At 68.8% G+C, this 21,078-nt stretch carries 21 protein-coding genes; 16 read left to right on the top strand and 5 right to left on the bottom strand.

The window, feature by feature from the left end:
• Window positions 1-9: 9 nt before the first annotated feature.
• Window positions 10-1,056 carry a zinc-binding alcohol dehydrogenase family protein gene (locus tag ACFSXZ_RS02475; RefSeq protein WP_378260761.1) on the bottom strand — a complete coding sequence of 349 codons (1,047 nt, stop codon included), beginning with the start codon at window positions 1,054-1,056 and terminating at the stop codon, window positions 10-12.
• A gap of 85 nt (window positions 1,057-1,141) precedes the next feature.
• Between ACFSXZ_RS02475 and ACFSXZ_RS02480 the strand changes: the two genes are divergently transcribed.
• A complete protein-coding gene (locus tag ACFSXZ_RS02480; RefSeq protein WP_378260763.1) occupies window positions 1,142-1,714 on the top strand; it encodes a TetR/AcrR family transcriptional regulator in 573 nt (190 codons plus the stop codon).
• Window positions 1,715-1,800: 86 nt separating this feature from the next.
• On the opposite strand, the gene ACFSXZ_RS02485 is transcribed toward ACFSXZ_RS02480, so the two are convergent.
• Window positions 1,801-3,345, bottom strand: coding sequence for an ABC transporter substrate-binding protein (locus tag ACFSXZ_RS02485; RefSeq protein ID WP_378260765.1), 1,545 nt, complete (start codon window positions 3,343-3,345; stop codon window positions 1,801-1,803).
• A gap of 251 nt (window positions 3,346-3,596) precedes the next feature.
• Window positions 3,597-4,379 (bottom strand): IclR family transcriptional regulator, encoded by a 783-nt coding sequence (locus ACFSXZ_RS02490; protein ID WP_378260767.1) that lies wholly within the window; start codon window positions 4,377-4,379, stop codon window positions 3,597-3,599.
• Window positions 4,380-4,669: 290 nt separating this feature from the next.
• Between ACFSXZ_RS02490 and ACFSXZ_RS02495 the strand changes: the two genes are divergently transcribed.
• The 15 genes from ACFSXZ_RS02495 to ACFSXZ_RS02565 all read left to right on the top strand — a co-directional run bounded on the left by ACFSXZ_RS02495 (window position 4,670) and on the right by ACFSXZ_RS02565 (window position 18,817).
• Window positions 4,670-5,338 carry an RraA family protein gene (locus ACFSXZ_RS02495; RefSeq protein WP_378260769.1) on the top strand — a complete coding sequence of 223 codons (669 nt, stop codon included), beginning with the start codon at window positions 4,670-4,672 and terminating at the stop codon, window positions 5,336-5,338.
• Window positions 5,335-6,930, top strand: coding sequence for a UGSC family (seleno)protein (locus tag ACFSXZ_RS02500; RefSeq protein ID WP_378260771.1), 1,596 nt, complete (start codon window positions 5,335-5,337; stop codon window positions 6,928-6,930). The genes ACFSXZ_RS02495 and ACFSXZ_RS02500 overlap by 4 nt, the downstream gene beginning before the upstream one ends.
• Before the next feature lie 2 nt (window positions 6,931-6,932).
• Complete coding sequence (locus ACFSXZ_RS02505) at window positions 6,933-7,784, top strand: RraA family protein (RefSeq protein ID WP_378260772.1); 852 nt, start codon at window positions 6,933-6,935, stop codon at window positions 7,782-7,784.
• Window positions 7,785-8,102: 318 nt separating this feature from the next.
• A complete protein-coding gene (locus ACFSXZ_RS02510; RefSeq protein WP_378260774.1) occupies window positions 8,103-8,780 on the top strand; it encodes a PIG-L deacetylase family protein in 678 nt (225 codons plus the stop codon).
• Window positions 8,777-9,361 carry a hypothetical protein gene (locus ACFSXZ_RS02515; RefSeq protein WP_378260776.1) on the top strand — a complete coding sequence of 195 codons (585 nt, stop codon included), beginning with the start codon at window positions 8,777-8,779 and terminating at the stop codon, window positions 9,359-9,361. The genes ACFSXZ_RS02510 and ACFSXZ_RS02515 overlap by 4 nt, the downstream gene beginning before the upstream one ends.
• Before the next feature lie 143 nt (window positions 9,362-9,504).
• Entirely contained in the window at window positions 9,505-10,881 is a 1,377-nt protein-coding gene (locus ACFSXZ_RS02520) for a glycosyltransferase (RefSeq protein WP_378260778.1), read from the top strand.
• Window positions 10,882-10,922: 41 nt separating this feature from the next.
• On the top strand, window positions 10,923-11,420 hold the full coding sequence (locus tag ACFSXZ_RS02525; protein ID WP_378260780.1) for a hypothetical protein: 498 nt from the start codon (window positions 10,923-10,925) through the stop codon (window positions 11,418-11,420).
• Window positions 11,410-12,726 (top strand): ATP-grasp domain-containing protein, encoded by a 1,317-nt coding sequence (locus tag ACFSXZ_RS02530; protein ID WP_378260782.1) that lies wholly within the window; start codon window positions 11,410-11,412, stop codon window positions 12,724-12,726. Before ACFSXZ_RS02525 ends, ACFSXZ_RS02530 begins: the two co-directional genes overlap by 11 nt.
• On the top strand, window positions 12,723-13,847 hold the full coding sequence (gene wecB / locus ACFSXZ_RS02535; RefSeq protein ID WP_378260784.1) for a non-hydrolyzing UDP-N-acetylglucosamine 2-epimerase: 1,125 nt from the start codon (window positions 12,723-12,725) through the stop codon (window positions 13,845-13,847). The genes ACFSXZ_RS02530 and wecB overlap by 4 nt, the downstream gene beginning before the upstream one ends.
• Entirely contained in the window at window positions 13,844-14,566 is a 723-nt protein-coding gene (locus ACFSXZ_RS02540; protein ID WP_378260786.1) for an HAD family hydrolase, read from the top strand. Before wecB ends, ACFSXZ_RS02540 begins: the two co-directional genes overlap by 4 nt.
• A gap of 87 nt (window positions 14,567-14,653) precedes the next feature.
• On the top strand, window positions 14,654-15,316 hold the full coding sequence (locus tag ACFSXZ_RS02545) for a GntR family transcriptional regulator (RefSeq protein ID WP_378260788.1): 663 nt from the start codon (window positions 14,654-14,656) through the stop codon (window positions 15,314-15,316).
• Complete coding sequence (locus ACFSXZ_RS02550; protein ID WP_378260790.1) at window positions 15,313-16,275, top strand: pyridoxal-phosphate dependent enzyme; 963 nt, start codon at window positions 15,313-15,315, stop codon at window positions 16,273-16,275. Before ACFSXZ_RS02545 ends, ACFSXZ_RS02550 begins: the two co-directional genes overlap by 4 nt.
• The gene (locus ACFSXZ_RS02555) at window positions 16,272-16,934 is read left to right on the top strand and encodes an HAD-IA family hydrolase (protein ID WP_378260792.1); all 663 of its coding nucleotides are present in this window, start codon (window positions 16,272-16,274) and stop codon (window positions 16,932-16,934) included. The genes ACFSXZ_RS02550 and ACFSXZ_RS02555 overlap by 4 nt, the downstream gene beginning before the upstream one ends.
• Window positions 16,931-17,299 carry a RidA family protein gene (locus ACFSXZ_RS02560; RefSeq protein WP_378260794.1) on the top strand — a complete coding sequence of 123 codons (369 nt, stop codon included), beginning with the start codon at window positions 16,931-16,933 and terminating at the stop codon, window positions 17,297-17,299. The genes ACFSXZ_RS02555 and ACFSXZ_RS02560 overlap by 4 nt, the downstream gene beginning before the upstream one ends.
• 93 nt (window positions 17,300-17,392) lie before the next feature.
• Window positions 17,393-18,817: a cation:dicarboxylate symporter family transporter gene (locus ACFSXZ_RS02565; protein ID WP_378260796.1), complete on the top strand. Its 1,425-nt coding sequence runs from the start codon at window positions 17,393-17,395 to the stop codon at window positions 18,815-18,817.
• Between the two features lie 74 nt (window positions 18,818-18,891).
• On the opposite strand, the gene ACFSXZ_RS02570 is transcribed toward ACFSXZ_RS02565, so the two are convergent.
• Together ACFSXZ_RS02570 and ACFSXZ_RS02575 are read right to left on the bottom strand one after the other, a co-directional pair.
• Window positions 18,892-19,767 carry an LLM class F420-dependent oxidoreductase gene (locus ACFSXZ_RS02570; protein WP_378260798.1) on the bottom strand — a complete coding sequence of 292 codons (876 nt, stop codon included), beginning with the start codon at window positions 19,765-19,767 and terminating at the stop codon, window positions 18,892-18,894.
• A gap of 121 nt (window positions 19,768-19,888) precedes the next feature.
• Window positions 19,889-21,073: a tyrosine-type recombinase/integrase gene (locus ACFSXZ_RS02575; protein WP_378260800.1), complete on the bottom strand. Its 1,185-nt coding sequence runs from the start codon at window positions 21,071-21,073 to the stop codon at window positions 19,889-19,891.
• Window positions 21,074-21,078: the final 5 nt, after the last annotated feature.

The following is a 21,078-nucleotide window of genomic DNA, read 5'->3' on the forward strand; positions in this document are numbered from 1 at the left end:
GCGTGGCCGTCAGATCCGCACGACGAGCTTCTGCGCGGAGACACCTCGGCGCATTCGCTCGAGCGCGGCCGGGATCCGGTCCAGACCCTGGCCGACGACGACCGCCTCCGGGGCCGCCCGGTACTCCTTGGCGGCCAGCGCGGCCGGCAGGTAGCCGGTGAAGATCGCGGGCCCGATTTCGTTGTCCTTGAGCGTGCCGCCCCAGATCCCACTCACCTGGACGCCGTGCCGCCGTCGGCCGAGCAGTTGCAGACGCACGGCGAAGCCCGGCTGAGCCGACGCGCCGCGCCGCCGGCCCGGCACTCGTGCCGCGATCGCCAGGGTTCGCGGCACGGAGCCCCGGCCGATCGCCAGCGCCCCGGCCAGCGGGCTGTCGCCGATCGCGGCGATGACGTCGTCCACGGCGTTCTTGCCGTGGTAGTCCACGGCCTCCGCCGCGCCCAGCGATCGGACGTAGCCGAAGTTGTGTGGCGATGCGGTGGCCACGACCCGGTATCCGGATCCGCGAGCCAACTGGATGGCATTGCTGCCCACGCTGGTGGATCCGCCCCAGACCAGTACCGTTTCGTTCCGTTCCACCGGGTGCGCCGTCGGAAGGGGCAGGGCGAGGTGATCGCTCTGGAACAGGCCGGTGGCCGCGGTCGCGAGCGTGAGCGGTAGCACGGCCGCCTGCTCGTACTCCAGATCGTCGGGTATCGGCGACACCAGCTGGGCCATCAGCACGGTGTACTGCTGGAAAGCGCCCTCGGCAGCCCGGTTTCGGTTGCGCTCCAGACCGACCGCGAGGCCGAGGACCCGGTCTCCCGGGCGCAGGTGGTCCACGCCCGGCCCGGTTTCCACCACTTCACCGGCCACGTCACCACCGATGACCGCCGGATAGGTGAGCCAGGGCAACACGATCCGGTAGGCGATGCCGGGGATCGTGTCGATCGGGTTCATCGCGACCGCGTGGACGCGGACGACGACTTCCCCCGGCCCCGGCTCGGTGAAGGGCGCCGGCCCGACCTCCAAGGCGGCTCCTCGCTTGGGCAGCCACAGGGCGGTGTTCTGAGGCATTCTCGGTCTCCGATGCGGTGATAGGTCTTGGTCCTATAACCGTAGCATGGCGATAGGACCCAGTCCTGTCACGTAGACTGCCGACGTGGCACGCTGGGCACCGGACGCACCAAAACGCCTGCACGCTGCGGCGATGGAGCTGTTCGCCGAGCGCGGCTACGACAACACCACGGCAGCCGAGATCGCCGAACGGTCCGGTCTGGCCAAAAGCGGGTTCTTCCGGCATTTCGCCGACAAGCGGGAGGTGTTGTTCTTCGGCCAGGAGTTGCTGAACGGCTTCCTGGGCGAGGCGATCGCGGCGGCACCTGCCGACCTGACACCGCTGGCCGCGGTCGGCTCCGCGCTGGAAGGACTCGAAGTGGCCTTCCAGCCGGAGCGGCGTGAGGGGGCACGCATCCGCCAGGTGATCATCGACGCGCACCCCGAGCTACGCGAGCGCGAACTGGTCAAGCGTGCGGCGATGGCCGAGGCGATGGCCACCGCGCTGCGCCGCCGGGCCGTCCCGAACCCGACGGCCCGGCTGGCCGCCGAGATCGGCGAAATCGCCCTGAACGTCGCCTACACTCGCTGGCTCGCCTCGGAAACCGACGCGCCGTTCGGTGAGTTCACCCGCGAGGCCCTCGACGAATTCAGGGCAGCGACCGCGGGGTTGGGCTAACCCTCAAGCGGTCCCGCAAAGTTCCGAATAGCACGACTGGTGGGGCCGGCTAGTGGATCAGCCGGCCCCACCAGGTTGGGACTTTCTCAGTTACTGACAGAGATGCCGCGCCAGTCGTACTCCTGGAGCAGCGTGGTGTTGAACCCGCTGACCTTCGTGGTGGCGAGGTAGGTCTGCTTGAGGCTGCACATCGGGAGCAGCGTCGGGCCGGCCTTGGTGACCAGGCTGACGAAGTCCTGGGTCGGTCCGGAACGCACCTTGGTGTCGGTGGACGCGAGGGACTTCGCCAGCAGGTCCGCCGCGCCGGGGTACTCCACGTTCGCGTAGTTGTACACACCGCCCGGCATGTAGTAGTCACGCAGGAACGCGCTCGGGTCCGGCCGTCCGGTCGCGTACTGGGTGAGCCCGGCATCGAGCTTGCCCTGCGCCCTGGTCGTGATGAAGGTGTTGGTGTCCAGAATCTCGATCTTCACGTCGAGACCGATCTGCTTGAGCTCGGCCTGGACGATCTCGACCAGCGCCTTGAAGGCGGAGAACGCGGTCGTGGTCAGCTTGAACGAGAAGCCGTTCGGATACCCGGCCTGGGTGAGCAGATCCTTGGCCGCGGCGATGTCCAGGTTCATCGAGGGATCGTTGTCCAGCGCGTTGACGTGTGCCCAGTAACCGGCGGGGAAGGGCTGCACGGTCGGGGTGCAGGCTCCGGCGAGCGCGCTGTTGTCGGAGATCGCCTTGCGGTCGAGGGCACGCATGATCGCCTGACGCACCAACGGGTTGCCGAACTGGGGCACGGCCTTCGGGTTGAGCAGCAACCCCACCAGGTTGGTGCTTTCACCTTGGTAGACCGCCATACCCTGCGACTTCGCCTGCGCCACCTGGTTTCCGTCCGCACCCATGAGGTCGAGCTGACCCGAGGCCAGCCCGCGGAAACGGGTGGTGCTGTCCTGCTGCTGGAAGTAGTGCAGTCCGCTGTTCTTCACGGCGGCCTTGTTCCAGTATCCGTCCCAAGCGGTGTAGACGAGTTCAGCGTCGGTCTTGCTCTTCAGGGTGTAGGCACCGGTTCCGTCGGGCTTCGAACCGAGATCGGGATTGTTCAGCGCGTTCGGGCTGATGATCATGCCGGCTTCGCTGGCCAGGATGTTGCCGATCGCGCCCGGCGGGCCGCTGAGGTGGAAGCGGGCATGGGTGTCGTCGACCGCTTCCACGCTGTCCACCACCTTCAGCGGAGTGGCGACCTGGCTGCCTTTCAGGGTTTTCCCGCGCTCGATGGACTTCTTCACGGCGTCCGCGGTGAGCGGGGCGCCGTCCTGGAACTTCACGCCCGAGTGCAGCGTCACGTCGAACGTTTTGCCGTCGGGGGAGAGTTTCCATTCGGTGGCGAGGCCGGGGATCAGTTCACCGGCGGCGTCGCGGCCGAGCAGGCTCTCGTAGAGCGGAGTGGTGAACTGTTGCTGGTAGGCACCGGTCAGGTACGGATCCAAAGTGGATATCACCGTACCGCCGAACCTCAGCTCGTTCTTGGCGCTGGAGGCGCCTTCCTGCGAGGAGCCACCGCAGGCGGTGAGCACGAGGGGGACGACCGTCAGGAGTGCGGCGGCGAGGGTCCGCCTGGATGTTCTGTATCGGCTGGGCACAGTATCGCCTCTTGTCAGATCGAATCGACGTTGATGATCTTTCGGGGGCCGAGATTTCGTTATGTGAACACGATGTGCGTTTTCGGTTGGGGTGAGCGTAGACGAGGACCCTGGTCGGCACAAGCAACGTCCCGGACCGATTCGAGGTCCGATCGCCACCTCGTCTGGCTCGGATTCCGAACGGGTGGATCGGAATGCGAACTGCGATGAAGTTGGAACCCGGGCACGCGGCCTCGGCCCCCGCGCCGATGTCAGTCGACGGGCGTGGGGACGTGCCCGCCGAGCCGCGCGGACAGGTCGGACGCGGTTCGCTGAAGGTGGGTGAGCCGGTGCGGGAAGGTCGAGTTCGACATCGACGAGATGGTGTCCACGACCGCGAGCGCGGCACAGATGCCCGTGGCGTCGAAGATGGGGGCGGCGATGCCCCAGGTGCCGTTCTCCTCGGTGACGGCGGTGGCCACACCGGTCCGCCGGGCTTCGGTGATCTTGGTCCGGGCGATGCTGCGAGCCGGCTCCGGCAGTGCCTGGATGGTCCGGTCGCTTTCCTCGGCGTCCTGCCGGAAAGCGAGGAAGATCGCGGCCTGCGCGGTGTCGTAGGGCAGCACGGTGCCGGTGCGGAAACTGAGGACCAGGTTTCGCCCCTGCGGTTGCTGCACGTGGGCGATCACCGGCCCCGCGGAGGTCCATAGTCCCAGCGAAATCGTGGTGCCGACCTCGTCGGCGAGCGCGGCCATCGCCTCGGCCGCGATGGTGATGACGCGATCCTGGCCCATGGTCAGTCCGCCGAGGCGCAGGACCAGGCTGCCGAGCCGGTAACCTGGCGGGTTGCTGGTGGCTTCCAGCAGGTCTTCGGCCGCCATCGAGGTGAGATAGCGGTGGGCGGTGGTGCGGTTGAGGCCCAGGTTTTCCGCCACGGCGGTGGCCGTGACGTGCGTCCTGTTCTCGGTGAAGAGGCCGAGGATCTGGCCGATCCGGTCGACGGCCTGAATGTCGGCGCGCGCCGCCGCACCGGCCTGCGGTCCCGGTGAAGTCACTGGACTCTACTCTCCATCGCCTTGCATCAGCTGTGCGTAATGCGAACAAATCGTCCGAGTCGGACTGTAACCACCGCTCGTTCCCGGTGCAAGCCACGCCCACCGGTGGTCCGAAACCGGACAGGAACAGAGTGACGCGGCACCGCGCACTTGACACCGTTGGCACAAAAATGAACATAATGTTCGTACTACGAACGCTCGGCTGAGCGGTGCCCTCGGTACGGAGACCATCGCCGTGCGCGGCGTGGCCCGCGGATCCACGGGCTCGTCACCGACCACGAGGAGCCGCCTTGGAGAACCTCGCGAAGTCCTTTCTGGAGCTGGGCACCAGCACGGTGAGCGACGCGCTCGACCGGCTCGGGATCCCGGGGCAGTGCCTCGGGATCGCCTCGCTGGTGCCCGGTGTCACCCTCGCCGGTCCCGCGTTCACCGTGCGGTACGGCCCGAACGGCCTTTCCGGTGGCACGGTCGGCGACTACATCGACGACGTGCCCGCCGGTCATGTCGTGGTGCTGGCCAACGGCGGGCGCACCGACGCGACCGTGTGGGGCGACATTCTCACCCTGGTCGCCTCCGGCCGTCAGGTCGGTGGCACCGTGATCGACGGCGTGTGCCGCGACCTGGACCGCAGCCTCGAAACGCGCTACCCGATCTTCGCGCGCGGCAACTGGATGCGGACCGGCAAGGACCGGGTTCGCGTCGAGGAGATCGGCGGCCCCGTCGACATCGGCGGTATCCGTGTCGTGCCCGGGGACCTGATGATCGGCGACCGGGACGGCGTGCTCGCGCTGCCGGGTGGCCGGCTGGACGAGATCCACCGGGTCGCTCGCGAAATCGCCGAGGCCGAGAGCGGAATCCGGGCACACATCGCCTCGGGCATGTCCTTGCGCGAGGCCCGGGCCCGCGCCGGCTACCACCACCTGCAGACGCCCGATGGGGCACGGGAGAGGGACCTGTGAACACCTATCCGCTGTTCGACCCGACGCGCGCGCCCACGACGGCGGCCGGTGCCCAGGTGGCACGGCCGCTGGCCGCTCTCGCGGGCAAACGGATCGCCCTGGTCAAAAACGCCTGGCCGAGCTGGCACTCGATGGCCGACCGGCTCACCGCGCTGCTGGCGGGGAAATATCCGGAGATCACCTTCGAGCACTACGTGGTGCCCAACGGTTCGGCGGCCGCGCCGGAACTCCTGCGCCGCATCGCCGACGAGACCGACGCCGCGGTGGTCGGCCTGGCCAACTGCGGCTCGTGCACCGCATGGAGCTTCCACGACGCGATGGAACTCGCCGGGTCGGGCGTGCCGGTGGTCCTGGTCGTCACCAAGGAGTTCTCCGAACTCACCGACGCCGTGGCCAAGGCGAAGAAATGCGACCTGCCGCGCGTGATACTGCCGACCAACCCCGAGACCGTCGAACTTCCCGTGGCACTCGGCCTGATCGACGACGCCGTCGACGAGATCATCGCGCGGCTGACCGAACCGGCCGACATCTCCGCCGCGGCCGAACCGGCGACGGAGACGGCCCGCTTCGCCGAAGTCGAGGCGAGCGGAGATCCCGACGACGACACCGCGCACGACTTCTTCTACCGGAAGGGCTGGACCGACGGCCTGCCGGTCCGGTTGCCCACCGTGGCCCGGGTCGAGCGGCTTCTCGGCGCTCTCGGCGACGTGGACCCGGACGAGGTCGTCGCCTCGATGCCGCCGACCGGATTCGGCGTGACCTACGAGACGCTCGCGGTCAACGCCGTCATGGCCGGCGCCACGCCGGAACTGATGCCCTTGCTCGTCGGGGCCGTGCGGGCCGCGTGCGAACCCGGGTTCAACCTCAACGGGATCGCGACGACCACCGGGCCCTCCACCCCGTTGGTGATCGTCAACGGCCCGGCCGCCCGCGAGACAGGGATGAACGCGGGCCGGGGCGCCCTCGGCCATGGATGGCGCGCCAACGCCGCGCTCGGCCGCACCCTGCGGTTGCTGATCAACAACGTCGGCGGCGCCGTCCCCGGCTCCGTGTCAAAGTCGATCATGGGTCAGCCGGGCCGGTTTTCCTTCTGTTTCGCCGAAAACGAGGCGGAATCGCCATGGGCCCCGCTGCACGCCGACCGTGGTGAGGACCCGGCGTCGAGCGCGGTCACGGTCCTGGGGGCCACGGGCAGCATGAACCTGCTGACCCCGCGCCAGGACGTCGACGCGATGCTGACGCTGCTGGGCGACGGTCTGGCGTTCATGGGTAACCCGAACGTCGTGATGGGCCGTGGCACCGTGGCGGTGCTCATCACCCCGGGGCACGCACGGGCGATGGCCGGCGCGGGACTGTCCAAAGCCGACGTGGCGGCCGAAATCTGGAAGCGCGCCACGGTGCCGGTCGCCCGCTTTCCCCGCGCGGCCCTGCCCGATCCGCCCTACGAACTCGTCGAGCACGACGGCCTGGCCTACGTGGTCAAGGATCCTTCGCAGGTGTTCGTCGTGGTCGTCGGCGGTCCCGAGCCCACGCACGCCACGCTCGTCCCCAGCCACCCCAGCAGCATTCCCGTGACCCGTCCGGTGATGTAGCAGTGAGCGCCGAACTGGACGAAGCCGTCAACACCCTGCGCCGCATGATCGGCGAGGAGGACTACACCCTGCACACCACCGTCGTCGACGAGTCGTCGATCGACATCGCGGTGTCGGCCCGTGACGCGGCGTGCGAGGAATGCCTGGTACCGAAGGAAATGATGCGCAGCATCGCCGACGACTGCCTGTCCAGCACCGGTTATCGCCTGCGGACGCTGACGTATCCGGGCGAAGAAGTGCCGGGGGAACCGCCCTGGCGGTTCGTCGCGACCGCGACCGCGCACGAAGCCGGAGGCAAGATCGGCGCGCTGCCCGCCGCGCTCCGCCCGGTCGGCGCGTCCGTCCTCAGCGGACCGGCGTTCACCGTGCTGTGCGGGGCACGCGACAACCTCGCCCTGCACCATGCCATCGCCGAGGCGCCGGCCGGTTCGGTCCTGGTGTGCCAGACCGGGGGAGAACCGGACGCGGGTTACGTCGGCGAAGTGATGGTGCGGGCCGCGCTCGCCCGCGGGCTCGCGGGGCTGGTCATCGACGGGTGCGTGCGTGACGCGGACGCCATCCGCGCGCTGGGCTGGCCGGTCTTCGCGCGGGGCCTGAACGTGCGCGGCACGACCAAGGACCCCCTCCTGCCGCAGTCGCTGGGTTGCCGGCTCCGGTTCGGCGATGTCGACGTCGACCCCGGTGACCTCGTGCTCGGCGACGCCGACGGCGTGGTGGTCCTTCCCGGTGCGCGCATCGCCGAGGTTCTCGCGGACGCCGAGGCCAGGGAAGCCGCCGAGAAGGAGATCTTCGTGCGGATCGCCGCCGGTGAGACCACCATGGAGATCTACGGTCTCAGCCCTCGCGTCCAGTAGGCGCTCGGCAAACGCACCGTTCCGGACGGCGCCGGAACAGGCTGATCCCCATCCGCGGGGCGGGCACATGCCCGCCCCGCTTCGCGTTGCCGCCGGTCTCGTGCCCGTGCGTACGGACCTCGACCGGACGTTCATGACCCGGCCGTGTGACGGTCGCCGATTAAACTGACCGGCCGCTTTATTGGCCGCCACCCGATCCGGTGGCTTAATTGGTCTGATCAATACCATTGGGGTGAACTTCCCCCGCCGGACCTGCGAACCCACCCGTGACGCCCAAACATTGTCAACCGGCGGTAATCCACGGGAATGGGGAAAGGCTTGAAGGTCCTCGCTGTCGGCGCGCATCCGGATGACATCGAACTCGGTTGCGGCGGCGCATTGCTCGCCCACAAAAGACGGGGCGACGAGATAACGCTCCTGGTCATGACCGACGGTTCGGCCGGACCACAGGATTCCCGGTCCCGCCTCCGCGAACAGGAAGACGCCGCCGCCATGCTGGGCGCGCGTCTGCTGTGGGGCGGCTATCGCGACAACACCGTCCCGCACGGTCCGGAAGCGATCGCCGTGGTCGAACAGGCGATAGCCACCAGCGCCGCCGAGATGGTCTATACCCATGCTCCCGGTGACACCCACCAGGACCACCGTGCCACGGCCGCCGCCGTGCTGTCCGCGTCTCGGCGCGCGACGCGGGTGCTGCTGTACGAGTCGCCGACCTCCAACGGTTTCACGCCCTCCTTCTTCGTCGACATCGAAGGCCTGGTGGAAGCGAAACAGGACCTGGTTCGCGCGCACATGTCCCAAGTCCTCAAAAACGGCCTCGTGGATCTCGAAGCACTGGAGGCACAGGCCCGGTATCACGGTTTCCGGGCGCGGATCCGGCACGCCGAAGCCTTTGAGTGCCAACGTTTTCTGTGGGAATTCTCGGCGGTGGAAAGCCTTCCGTCCGCGGAGAAGGAGAAAAGTCGGTATCGAGATCAGAAGGAGTTAAGTCTGTGAGAATCAGAAAGCTGCTCGCTGTGTGCGGCATTCTGGCAGTTCCGCTGCTGGGCGCCGCGACGCCGGCCTCGGCGAGCGACGATCCCAGGGGAGGCGGTGGTTGGGACCACGGCTGCTACGGCGTGCTGACGGGGCCGTCCTCCGGCTCCTTGACCAAGTCGGGGCCGACCAACGTGGTGCACAACCCGGACGGCTCGTACACGCTGACCTACTCGTTCACCACGAACCGTCCTGACGGGACCTACCAGGTCCAGGACTGCGCGTTCATCGACGAGAACGGCAGTGGCGCCTACGACAACCACGACCGGGTGGTCGGCCACACCAACCAGCAGGTCATGGTGACCGGGGGGCACGGGACCATCACGCTCACCGTTTCGCCGGCCAACCTCAACTGCCTCTGCGACCGGATGACGCTGTCCGGCGCCGGCTTCACCGACAAGAGCGAGGTGTTGTGCCCTGACCACGGTCCCAGCGGTGGCCCGATCGGTGCCGCGGGGTTCGGCCTGCTCGCCGCGGGTGGCCTGATGGCGGCCGCGGTGCCGGCGATGCGTCGCCGTCGCCGTCGTCAGACCGCTTCCTGAGACCGCCATCCCGTCTCTTCCGGTCCGCTCCGGGGCCGGTCTCGGTGACGGGATGGCGTGAGGCGGGCGCCGTGCACTCCACAGAGGACGCGGCGCCCGCCACCACAACCGACCCCCACCCCCATCACACTGCGAGGTTCACGATGCAGGCCGGACGACTTCCCAGCCCGGGCGGTCACGCATGGCTGGTGACCGCGGCCGGCGTGCTGACCCTCACCGGTGGCGTCCTCGGCGCGGGCGACCTCGCCGTCCTGATGTTCCTCGCGATCCAAAGCGTCAACATGCTGTTCTTCGTCCGCCATCTGGCCTTCGTGGCCGCCACGACCCGCCGGTCCACCCTCGGCGGGCCGGGCGCCCACACGATGGCACGGTACTGGCCCTCCGTCACCGTCCTCGTGCCGTGCCACAACGAGGAAGCGGTCGTCGTCGCGATGGTTTCGGCGCTGGGCAGGCTCGACTATCCGCGCCACCGGTTGCAGATCATCTGTGTCGAAGACGGCAGTTCGGACCGCACCGGGGAGTTGCTCGACGACCACGCCGCCGGAACCGGAATCACCGTCCTGCACCGGCCTCCCGGCCAGGGCGGGGGCAAGTCGGGCGCGCTGAACTTCGCGCTGACCCGGGCCCGCGGCGAGGTCGTGATCGTGTTCGACGCCGATCACCGGCCCCACCCCGGGGTCGTGTGGCGGCTGGCCCGCCATTTCGCCGACCCGGAAGTCGGGGCCGTGCAGGGCTTGTGCCGGATCCACAACGGCTCCGCGTCACCGATCGCGCGGCTGGTGGAGATCGACTACCTGGCCGGTTACCTGGTCAACGAGTCCGGCAGGCACCTGATCTACCGCCTGCCCGCCTACGGCGGCGCCAACTGTGCCGTCCGGCGCGATCTGCTGTCCTCCGCCGGCGGCTGGAACGAAGACACCGTCACCGAGGACACCGACCTCACCCTGCGCCTGGCCCTTCGCGGATACCAGGTTCGCTACGACGCAACCGCCATCGACGAGGAAGAGGCGGTGACCACGTTGCGGCACTACTGGCGTCAGCGCTACCGGTGGGCCCGGGGGCACCAGCAGGCGTGGCGGGACTTCCGGAGCGCGGTGTGGCGGAACCGCCGGATGTCGTTCACCGGCAAGCTGGAGACGACGATGTTCCTGCTCGTCTTCCATACTCCGGTGATGGCGGGCCTGGGGGCCCTTCTGCTTCTGTTGTGGACCCTCGGCGCGGTACGGATCGATCCCGCCTTCGATTCCTACATGTTCGCTTTCTGGACCTTGCTTTTCCTCGGGCCGTTCCTCGAACTCGGCTCCGGGCTGCTCCTGTCGCTGCAGACACGGCGCAATGTCGGAATTCTCGTCTTCTTCGTCCCAATGTTCTTCGTAGGGGTCGCACTATGCACCAAAGCCTGGATAGACGGCCTTTTCCGCCGTCGATACACGTGGGTGAAGACCGCGCGGTCCGTGCCGGGCGCGCCCGGTTCCCCTTCTTCGGTCGTGGCCGCGGATTCAAGCGCGGCGGCGGGCTGAGCGCGGAGGGGACCCGGACCGTTCTGCTCACCGTGACCAGCGTGGCCGTCCTCGTCGTGGTCTTCACCCAGTTCCTCGACCCGTTCCGCCGGATGGAGGGGACCGCCGCCGTGGATCTGCTCCATCTCGTGGGTGTCCCGGAACACACCGTGCAGTCGCTGGGCGGTGCCTTGCTCGCCGTGATCCCTCCGGGTCACGATGGTTTCCTCATCTACGTCGCGCCTGGCTGTTCTTCGCTGGCGGCGCTGCTCTCGCTGGTCTTGCTCGTGCTGTTCACTCCACGCGGGCTGGGGTGGTGGCGCCTTTGTGCCCCGGTGGCGGCGATTTTGTGCGTCCTGACGGGAAATGTCCTCCGGCTGGCGGGTTCGCTGGGGTTCGGCCTGATCGCGGGCCGGGAAAGTTCGCTGCTGTTCCACGACTGGGCGGGCACCATTTTCAGCTACATCTACACCGTCGGGGGATATCTGCTGATGTTGTGGCTCCTGCTGACGGTGTGCGGCAGGCGGCGCCGGAAACTGGAGGCGTCCCATGTGGACTGAAGTGATCCCGTTCCTCTGTGGTGCGGTCCTGATCGGAGGCGGCCTGTGGTGGCGGCTGTCGGTCCGGGGCCGCGAGCACCGCATCCTGGCCGGCGCGCTGGGCGAGGAAGATCCGGTCGCGCGCTGCGCGGCGGTCAGGGTCGCGGTCGAACACGGAGCCCGGCGACACGCCAAGCTTCTTTTGGACCATGCCGAATCCGAGCGTGACCCCCAGGTCCGTGACACGTTGATGCGGGCGCTGGAAGCCTCTTTCATCGATCCGGCAAGCAGTTCCGAGTTGCTGAGGCTCCAGCTCTGGGCCCGGCGCGAACGCTGGCAGCGGCTGCCCCCGGACCAGGCGGCCGGCCGGCATGATCCGGAGATCGTGGATCCGGGCAAGGCCGTCATCGTGACCGGAGTCGGCGGAGCCGCCGGGATCGCCGTCGTCCGGGCTCTCACCGGCCGTGTCCGGGTCATCGGCACCGACTGCGATCCGACCGCCGCGGGCCAGGGACTGGCCGACGAGTTCGCGGTGATCCCCCGGGCCGACGATCCCGATCTGGTGCCGGCGCTGGTCAAGGTCGCCCAGCGAACCGGTGCGACCGCGTTGCTCTGCACGGTCGCGGAGGAATTCGGCGCGCTGCACTACGGCGTCGACCTGCTCCACGAGGCGGGGCTGGCGACCTGGCTGCCCCCGGTCGTGGGCACCCGCATCTGCCTGGACAAGTGGCGCTTCGCGTTGTTGTGTGAGCGCAACGGAATCCCGATACCGGCCACCGGTCTGGCCACGAACACCGATGTTCCCGGCCCGTGGATCGTCAAACCCCGGTTCGGCCGTGGCTCCCGTGACGTCCACACCGCCGACACCGAGGACGAACTGGAGTGGGCGCTGTCCCGCGTGCCCGAGCCGATCGTCCAAACCAGACTGACCGGCCGCGAGTTCACCGTCGACGCGCTGACCGACCGGGATTCCCGGCTCGTCGGCGCGGTACCCCGCTGGCGCCTGGAAACCAAGGCGGGAATCTCCACCAAGGGCCGCACCTTCGCGTGCCCGCACGTGGCCCGGGAGTCCGGCAGGCTCCTGGCGGCGCTGGGCCATCAGGGACCGGCCAACGTGCAGGGGTTCATGGCCGACGACGGGACGATCAAGTTCATCGAGGTCAATCCGCGCTTCTCCGGAGGACTGCCGCTGTCACTGGCGGCGGGCTCGGACCTGGTGGGCGAGTACCTCCGGGGCGTCTACGGCCTTCCGGTACGCCAGGATCGCCTTCGCGCGCAGGCCGGTCTGACCATGTACCGCTACCATGCGGAGGTCTTCGTCGAATGAAACTGCTCATTCCCTTCGGCACCAGGCCCGAAATCATCAAGCTGGCACCGGTGGTCGCCGCTCTGCGAGCGGCGGGTGACGAGGTCACCGTGGTGGCGACCGGTCAGCACTACGATCCGGCGCTGACCGAGGTGTTCTACGACGAACTCGGCATCCGGCCCGACATCGTGTGCCACGCCGACGGCAACCGCGCCGAGCGGCTCGGAACCCTGTTCACCGACGCCGTGCGCGTGGTCGGTGAGCGCCGGCCCGACGCCGTTCTCCTGCTCGGCGACACCCACACCGTGCCCGCCTACTGCCTGGCTTCCCGCAACCAAGCCGTGCCGGTCGTCCATCTGGAGGCCGGGCTGCGTTCCTTCAACGAAACCTCCATCGAGGAAGTCAACCGGCGGGTCGCCGCGGCGACCGCGTCGCTGCACCTCGCGCCGACCCGGCTCGCCCACGATTTCCTGCGCGGAGAAGGCATTCCCGAGGAACGCATCGCCGTCGTCGGCAATCCGGTCCTGGACGTCCTTCGCCTCCAAAAGCTCCGGACCACTCCGGTGGCGCGCCGCCACGGAGTCGTGGTCACCGCGCACCGGGCGACCAATGTGGACAATCCGGAGCGCCTCGAACACCTGGTCCGGCTCGTCGGTGACCTCGCCGCATCGGTCGGCCCGGTCACCTTCCCGCTGCACCCCCGCACCCGCGATGCCCTGGTGCGGCACGGAAGTCTCGATCGGTTGGCCGGACCGTACGTGCGGCTCACCGACCCGCTTCCCTACCACGACATGATCCGCCACGTGGCCCGGGCGAAGGTCGTGGTCACCGACTCCGGTGGGCTCCAGGAGGAAGCGGCGTGGCTGGGTGTGCCGGTCGTCGTGCTCCGCCGCTCCACCCCGAGGTGGGAAGGAATTCACGCGGGCATCGCGGTCCTGACCGGAATGGACGCGCCGCGCGCGATCAAGGCCGCGCTGGAACTGACCGCCGACGACGCCCAGCGCTGGGCCGCCGCCTCACCCTGTCCTTACGGAGACGGCCATACCGCGCGGCATGTCGTCGACATCCTGCACGCCCCGGCCACCGCCGGCCTGCTGCGTTTCGATGAACCCGACTTCGTCGACCGGGAGCCGCCGTCATGAACAGCACTGTCCAAGCGGTACTCGTGGATCTGGACGACACGCTTTATCCGCAGTCCGAATTCCTCGACGCCGCATGGCAAGCGGTGGCCGACGTTGCCTGCGAACACGGTGTCGACCGGGAAAACCTCCTCGCCGCGTTACGCGCGACGGCCGCCGAGGGTTCGGATCGCGGTCGCATCATCGACCGCGCTCTCGCCGCGACAGGGTGTTCCGCCGACGCCCTCGGCACACTGCTGAAGCCGCTGCTGGCCGCTTTCCGCGGCGCGTGCCCACCTCGGCTGAACCCCTATCCGGGCGTGGTCGAGGCGCTGGTGAGACTGCGCCGCCGGGTTCCTCTCGCCTTGATCACGGATGGAGAGGTCGACGGCCAAGGCCGCAAGCTCTGCGCGCTGGGGCTGGCCGGCGCGTTCGACACCGTGGTCTTCAGCGACACCTGGGGACGCGAATTCCGCAAACCCCACCGCCGCCCGTTCGAGGTCGCGCTCCAGCGTCTCGCCGTGACCGCGGACAACGCGGTCATGATCGGCGACCGTCCGGACAAGGACATCGCGGGCGCGGCGGGTTTGCCCATGCGCGCCATCCGGGTCCGGACCGGTGAGTACGGCCACCGGCCGGACCACCCCGGAACGTGGATGACCGCCGCCGACTTCCCCGCGGCCCTCCACCTGCTGATGCCGTACCTGCCCGCCGCCGACCGGGGCGCGGCCGCGGCCGGCTGAGGAAGAAGCGGAGCAGCCTCCCCACGCTTGACTGATTACCGGTAATCGGTAGATTGTCGGTATGACGTGTTCACAAGGGAGGCCGCGATGCCCCTGACCGAGTTCACGGACCGGCCCGCCAGGTTGACCGATGCCGTGCATGACCAGTTGCGCGGTGCGATCCTGGGCGGCGATCTCGCGCCCGGGCAGCAGTTGTCGGTGCCGAATCTCGCCCAGCGCCTAGGGGTTTCACGGGGGTCGGTTCGCGAGGCCGTGCTGCAACTGGTCGCCGACGGGCTGGCCGAGGAGCGGCCGCGCCGAGGTGTGGTGGTGGCGACGCTGGGGGTTCCGGAGGTCCGCCACATCCACCAGATCCGCGAGGTCCTGGAGGGCCAGGCAGCGCGGCTGTGCGCGGAGTCGCCCGCACCTGAGCTGGTCGCGGACCTCGAAGCCGCGCTCACCGAGCAGGAGCGGGCCATCGCCGGCGAAGACGGCACCGGATACACCGACACCGACGAGCGGTTCCACACCCTGCTCGCCGCCGCGTGTGGCAACCCCATGCTGGAGGCGCTGATCGAACGGCTGCATGCGCAGATGCGGGTGGCGCTGGCCCAGGTCGCCGAGGCGCCCGAGCATCGCCACCGCGGTCACGACGAACTGCGAGCCGTACTCGAAGCCGTTCGCGCCGGCAACCCGGACGCCGCGGAGTCCGCCATGCGTGCCCACATCCGCCGCACCCGGGCCGCGCTGGACGAGGAGGAGCAGTCGTGATCACGATCGACGATGTGCGCGCCGCGGCCGCCCGTCTCGAGCGCGTCGCGCACCGGACACCGGTGCTGACCTCGCACACGCTCGACGACCGCACCGGGGCAACGTTGTTGCTCAAGGCCGAGAATTTCCAGCGCGCCGGCGCGTTCAAGTTCCGCGGCGCCTACAACAAGATCTCGACCCTGTCGGCCGGGGAACTGGCTCGCGGCGTGTGCACGTGGTCTTCAGGCAACCACGCCCAGGCCGTGGCCCTCGCGTCGTCCCTGCTCGGCACCAAGGCCACGGTGCTCATGCCCGAGGACGCCCCGGTGGCCAAACGCGCCGCGACCGAGGGCTACGGCGCCACGGTGGTGACCTACGACCGCTACCGCGAGGACCGCGAAACCAAGGCCGGAGAACTGGCCGAGGAGCACGGCTTGGTGCCGGTCCCTGCCTTCGACGATCCGCTCGTGATGGCCGGGCAGGGCACCGCGGCGCTGGAACTCATCGAGGACGCCGGGCCGATCGACACCCTCGTCGTTCCCGTCAGCGGCGGCGGGCTGATCGCGGGCTGCGGCACCGCCGCACGAGCCCTGCTGCCCGGCGTGGAGCTGATCGGCGTGGAGCCCGCCGCGGGCGACGACACCGCACGGTCTCTGGCGGCCGGGCAGCGCGTGCGGATACCGGTGCCGCACACCATCGCCGACGGCCAGCAGGTCGAGATCCCCGGCGCCCTGACCTTCGAGGTGAACCGCCGTCAGATCGACGAAATCCTGCTCGTGGAAGACGAGGCCCTCGTCGCGGCGATGGTGTTTCTGTTCGAGCGCCTCAAAATCGTGGTCGAGCCCTCGGGCGTCAGTGCCCTCGCCGCAGTGATGTCCAATGTGGACAGATTCGCGGGCCGTCGTGTCGGTGTGATCCTCTCCGGTGGAAACGTTGGCGTAGCGCGCTTCGCCGCCCTGACCGAGGGAGCCCGGGCGTGAGCGCTCGCTACGACGCGGTGCTGTTCGACCTGTTGACCGCCCTGCTCGATTCGTGGTCCCTGTGGGACGCCGTGGCCGGCGACAACGCCGTCGGCCGACGCTGGCGCGGCGAGTACCTGAAACTGACCTACGCGGTCGGTGACTACCGCCCCTACGAGGAACTCGTCGCCGAAGCGGCCCGTCTGCAGTGCGTCGAGCCCAGCCGGGCCGAGGCACTCGTGGCCCGCTGGGACGAGCTCCAGCCGTGGCCGGAGGCGCCCGAAGTGGTCTCCGAGGTGGCCAAGACGGCGAAGATCGGCGTAGTCACCAACTGTTCGAACGGACTGGGGCACCGCGCGGCCGCCCGGGTCGGCGTCGACTTCGATGTCGTGGTCACCTCCCAGGCCGCGGGTGCGTACAAACCTCGCCCCGAGCCCTACCGGCGCGCGATCGCGGAACTCGGCCTGCCGGCCGAGCGGGTCCTGTTCGTGGCCGGCTCCCGTTACGACATCCCGGGTGCGGGCGGTGTCGGCATGCCGGTGTGGTGGCACAACCGGATCCACATGGACCGTGGCGACCTCCCCGCGCCGATCGCCGAACACGACTCCCTGATCCCGCTGCTCGGCGATCTCACGCCGGCCGGCAGCTCCATCAATGGAAAGGAATCCACGAAACCATGACCCTGACCTACGCCGAAGCCCCGCATCCCTACACACCCGCCGTCGCCGCGGGCGACCTGGTCTTCGTCTCCGGCCGCCTCGGCGTGGACGACGGCGTGTTCGTCGAGGGCGGGGTCGAGGCGGAAACCACACAGGCACTGAAGAACGCGGCACGCGAACTGGCCGCGTTCGGGCTCGACCTGAGCCATGTGGTGAAGGCGACCGTCTTCCTCGCCGACATCAACGACCTTCAGCCGGCCAACCGCGCCTATTCGGCTGCCTTCGCCGAGCCGCGTCCGGCCCGCTCCTGCGTGGCCGTCGCCGCACTTCCGTTCAACGGCCGCGTCGAGATCGAGCTGATCGCCTCGCGCAGCCGCGCCAGCTGAGAACGACGTTCGGGCCCGTCCGGACTTGGCCGGGCCCGAACCCCCTTCCCGCGCACCCGCTCGCGAAATCCCTCCCACCAGTTCGGAGTGACCATGTCTCACATTGGCGTGACCATGCCTCACGACCAGCCCTCTTCCCCCTCGGCGGTCCGCCGGCTTCTGACGAAGCTCTGGTTCTGGATCCTGGTGGCGATCACCGCCGGCATCATCGTGGGATTCACGGCGCCCGGGACGGCCAAGGAGCTCAAATGGCTGGCCGACGCGTTCATCCAGCTGATCAAGACCGTGGCCGCGCCGGTCATCTTCTGCACGGTCGTCGTCGGCGTGGCCTCACTGGGCAACCTCCGCAAGGTCGGCAAGCTGGCCGGTATCACGCTGGTCTACTTCTTCGTGGCCACCACCGTGTGCCTCGCACTCGGCCTGCTCGCGGCGAACCTGGTCAAGCCCGGTGCCGGTTTCGCCGGTGCTCCCAGCACCTCGGCGCTCAAGACCGCCCAAGCCGACCTGACCCAGGGCACCGGTGGCACCAGCGCCGTCCACTTCGTCACCGACGACGTGCTGCCCAAGAGTTTCCTGCAACCCTTCGTGGACAACGCGATCCTGCCCGTGCTCGTGCTGGCGATCCTGTTCGCCTGCGCGACATCGCTGCTCGCGCCGCCACTGCGCGCCCGGGTCATCTCGGGTGTCGAATCGATCAGCAAGGTCGTCTTCGGGATCATCCGCATCGTCATGTTCGCCGCCCCGCTCGGCGCGTTCGGCGGAATGGCCTACACCGTCGGCCAGTTCGGCGGAGCGACGTTGAAGAACCTCGGCGTCCTGATGGTCACGTTCTGGGCGACGTGCGCGATCTTCGTCTTCGTGATCCTCGGTGTGGTCACCCGCGTCAGCGGATTCAGCATCTTCAAGTTCATCCGCATGATCAAGGACGAACTGCTCATCGTGCTCGGCACATCCTCGTCGGAGACGGTTCTGCCGCGATTCCTGGCGAAACTGGAGTCGGCCGGCGCCTCCCGGCGGGTCGTGTCGCTGACCGTGCCGACCGGATACTCGTTCAACCTCGACGGTACCTGCATCTATCTGACGATGGCGGCGTTGTTCATCGCCCAGGCCGGCGGGACGCACCTGCCGCTGGGCGCCCAGCTCGGTCTCCTCGGCCTGATGGTGCTGATGAGTAAGGGCGCCGCCGGAGTCAGCGGGGCGAGTGTGGTCACGCTCGCGGCGTCCCTGCAGGCGTTCGGCCCGGAATTCTTTCCGCCCGCGACGCTGGCGATCGGGATCGCGTTGGTCGTGGGCATCGACCGCGTGATGAGCGAAGGAAAGGCTTTGACCAGCATCATCGGCGTGTCCGCCGGAACCATGGTCATCGCCAAACTCGCCGGAGAACGCGACGACGAACGCTTCCATGCCGCACTGAACGACCCCTCGATCGTGCGGGACGCCATCGAACGGGAACCCCTGGACGACGAGGCCACCGCGCCCGCCACCGAGCACTCCCGCGAGCCAGAACCAGTCCTATAAGGACTTCAGCGCTTGCCTGGTCCGGCGGGCAGGAAGACCCTGCCCGCCCCCGGAAGTGCGATCGTGCCCGGCATTCAGCCGAGTTCGGCGAGTTGAGGGACGGCCGGCGCCATCTGGTCGATCCAGGCGGCGGGCGACCCGGTGGTCGGCGTGATGATCACGGACTGCACGCCGAGCTTGGCGTAGTCGGCCATCGCGCGGACGAACTCGTCGCGGGTTTCCGGGCCCGGACGCGGGTTGTTGGGGAGGATCGTCTTGCGGATCTCGTCGTAGTCCCGGCCGACGTCGTCACAGTGTCCCCGCAGCACATCGAGTTTGTGCGCGACCTCGTCGGGCGACGAGCCGATCAGGTTGCACGCGTCGGCATACTGGGCGACCAGCCGCAGGGTCTTGCGTTCCCCGCCGCCACCGATGAGCACCTTGGGCCGGTTGATCGGCTGCGGCGAGCAGAGCGTCTCCGCCAGCTGATAGTGCTTGCCCTCGAAGGGGCCGTTGTTCTCCGGATCCCACATCTGCCCGCAGATGCGCAAGGCCTCCTCCAGCCGCTCGAACCGCTCGGCGAGCGGCGGGAACGGCACACCGAGGCCCCGGTGCTCGCGGTCGAACCACGCGGCGCCGATGCCCAGCACCGCCCGGCCGCCGGAAAGCACGTCGAGGGTGGTCACGATCTTGGCGAGCAGGCCGGGGTGCCGGTAGGTCACCCCGGTGACCAGGAGGCCGAGTTCGACCTTGGAGGTGTGGGCGGCCAGATAACCGAGTGTCGTGTAGCCCTCCAGCATGTTCGCCTCGGGCGGCCGCCCGGTCGGCGCGATCTGGAAGTAATGGTCCATGAACGACAACCAGGTCGCACCGGCTTCTTCCGCCGCGGTGCCCACCCTGGCCAGTTCACCGGCGATGGCGGTGGTGCCCCCGTCGATGTCGAAGATGGGGACGTGAAAACCGAGCTCCATGAAGCGGATCTCCTTCGTGGTTGAACGCTGCACCGTCACGCTAGGCCCTGGAGTGCGCTCCAGGACAAGTCGAAATTCCGGTCCGTAGTCGTGATCGTGCCACCGCGGCAGTTCCGACTTCTCAGGCGTCGCGAACCAGCCGCAGATGACGGGTCTTCTCCTCACCGGGAGCGGCCTTCGGCGCAGACCGGGCCGGAGCACCGCCGTCGACGAGATCGGCGAGCAGCTGGGTGGTCTGGCGCCGTCGGCTGCGCCGGACATACAACAGTGTAGTGGCCACGCTCTCGTGGCCGGCAAGATCGGCGAGGTCCTCCAGGGACACGCCCTGCTCATAGCCCAGGGTCAGCACGGTGTGCCGCATGGAGTGCGGCACCACGTCCTCCGGGTCGGCCAGCCCCGCCGAGCGGGCGTAGTCATGGAAAAGATTGGCCAGATCCCGCTGGGCCAGGGGAGTGCCGCTGGTGGTGACGAACAACCAGTCGGGCGAGACACCCGCGGGGTGACCTTCCCTGGCGGCGCGAGCGCGCAGATAGTCGTCGAGGGCGGTTTCGGCGAGCCCGAGGATGTCGGCGGTCTTGCGATGTCCGCCCTTGTTGCGGTAGCGGAGAACGCGGTTGCCGCCGCTGACCGTCAGCACATCGCCGTCGGTGCCGCACCGGGCGTGCAGGATCGCGCCGGACCGGACTCCGGTGGTGGCCATGATTTCCAGGATCGCCCGGTTCCGCAGCGCGGCCTCACTGCCCAGCCGCGCGGCCCGCTCACGGGCGTAACGCAGCAGCGCGACGAGTTCGTCGTAGCTCAGCGCCCGGGTCTGCGGTTCCTGATCGCGTTTGCGGCGGGTGGCGAGCTTGGCGGGATTGTCGTCGTGCAGCCGGTTCCCGATCAACTCGGCGTACCAGGCGCTGACCGCGGACAGTCGCGCGTTGCAGGTGGACGGACTGGCCTCGCCCAGCCCGCCGATCCAGTCCTTCACATCGGCCAGCCGCGCGGCCAGCGGATCCAGCCGGTGCCAGTCGCAGTAGGACAGCCACAGGCTCAAGCCGTGCCAGTAGGTCCGCCGCGTGTGGTGGCTGCTCATGTGAAAGAGCCAGGCCCGCGTGGTGGCCCGGATTCCGTGCCGGTCACCGGGATCCTCGTGGCCGAGCGCGGGGAGATCGGCGACCAGGTCGTCCAGCAGCTCGCGTAGCCGTTCCTGGCCGGGATGCCGGGTGGGGATCGGCCGTGGCCGGTACGGCTCCAGCGCGGGGTCGACCCCGCTGGGCCGGACAGATTCGGGTTCCCCTTCGCCCGGCTGCTTCCCCGCCACCCGTG

It is taken from the genome of Amycolatopsis pigmentata, from assembly GCF_042684065.1.
Lineage (GTDB): Bacteria > Actinomycetota > Actinomycetes > Mycobacteriales > Pseudonocardiaceae > Amycolatopsis_E > Amycolatopsis_E pigmentata.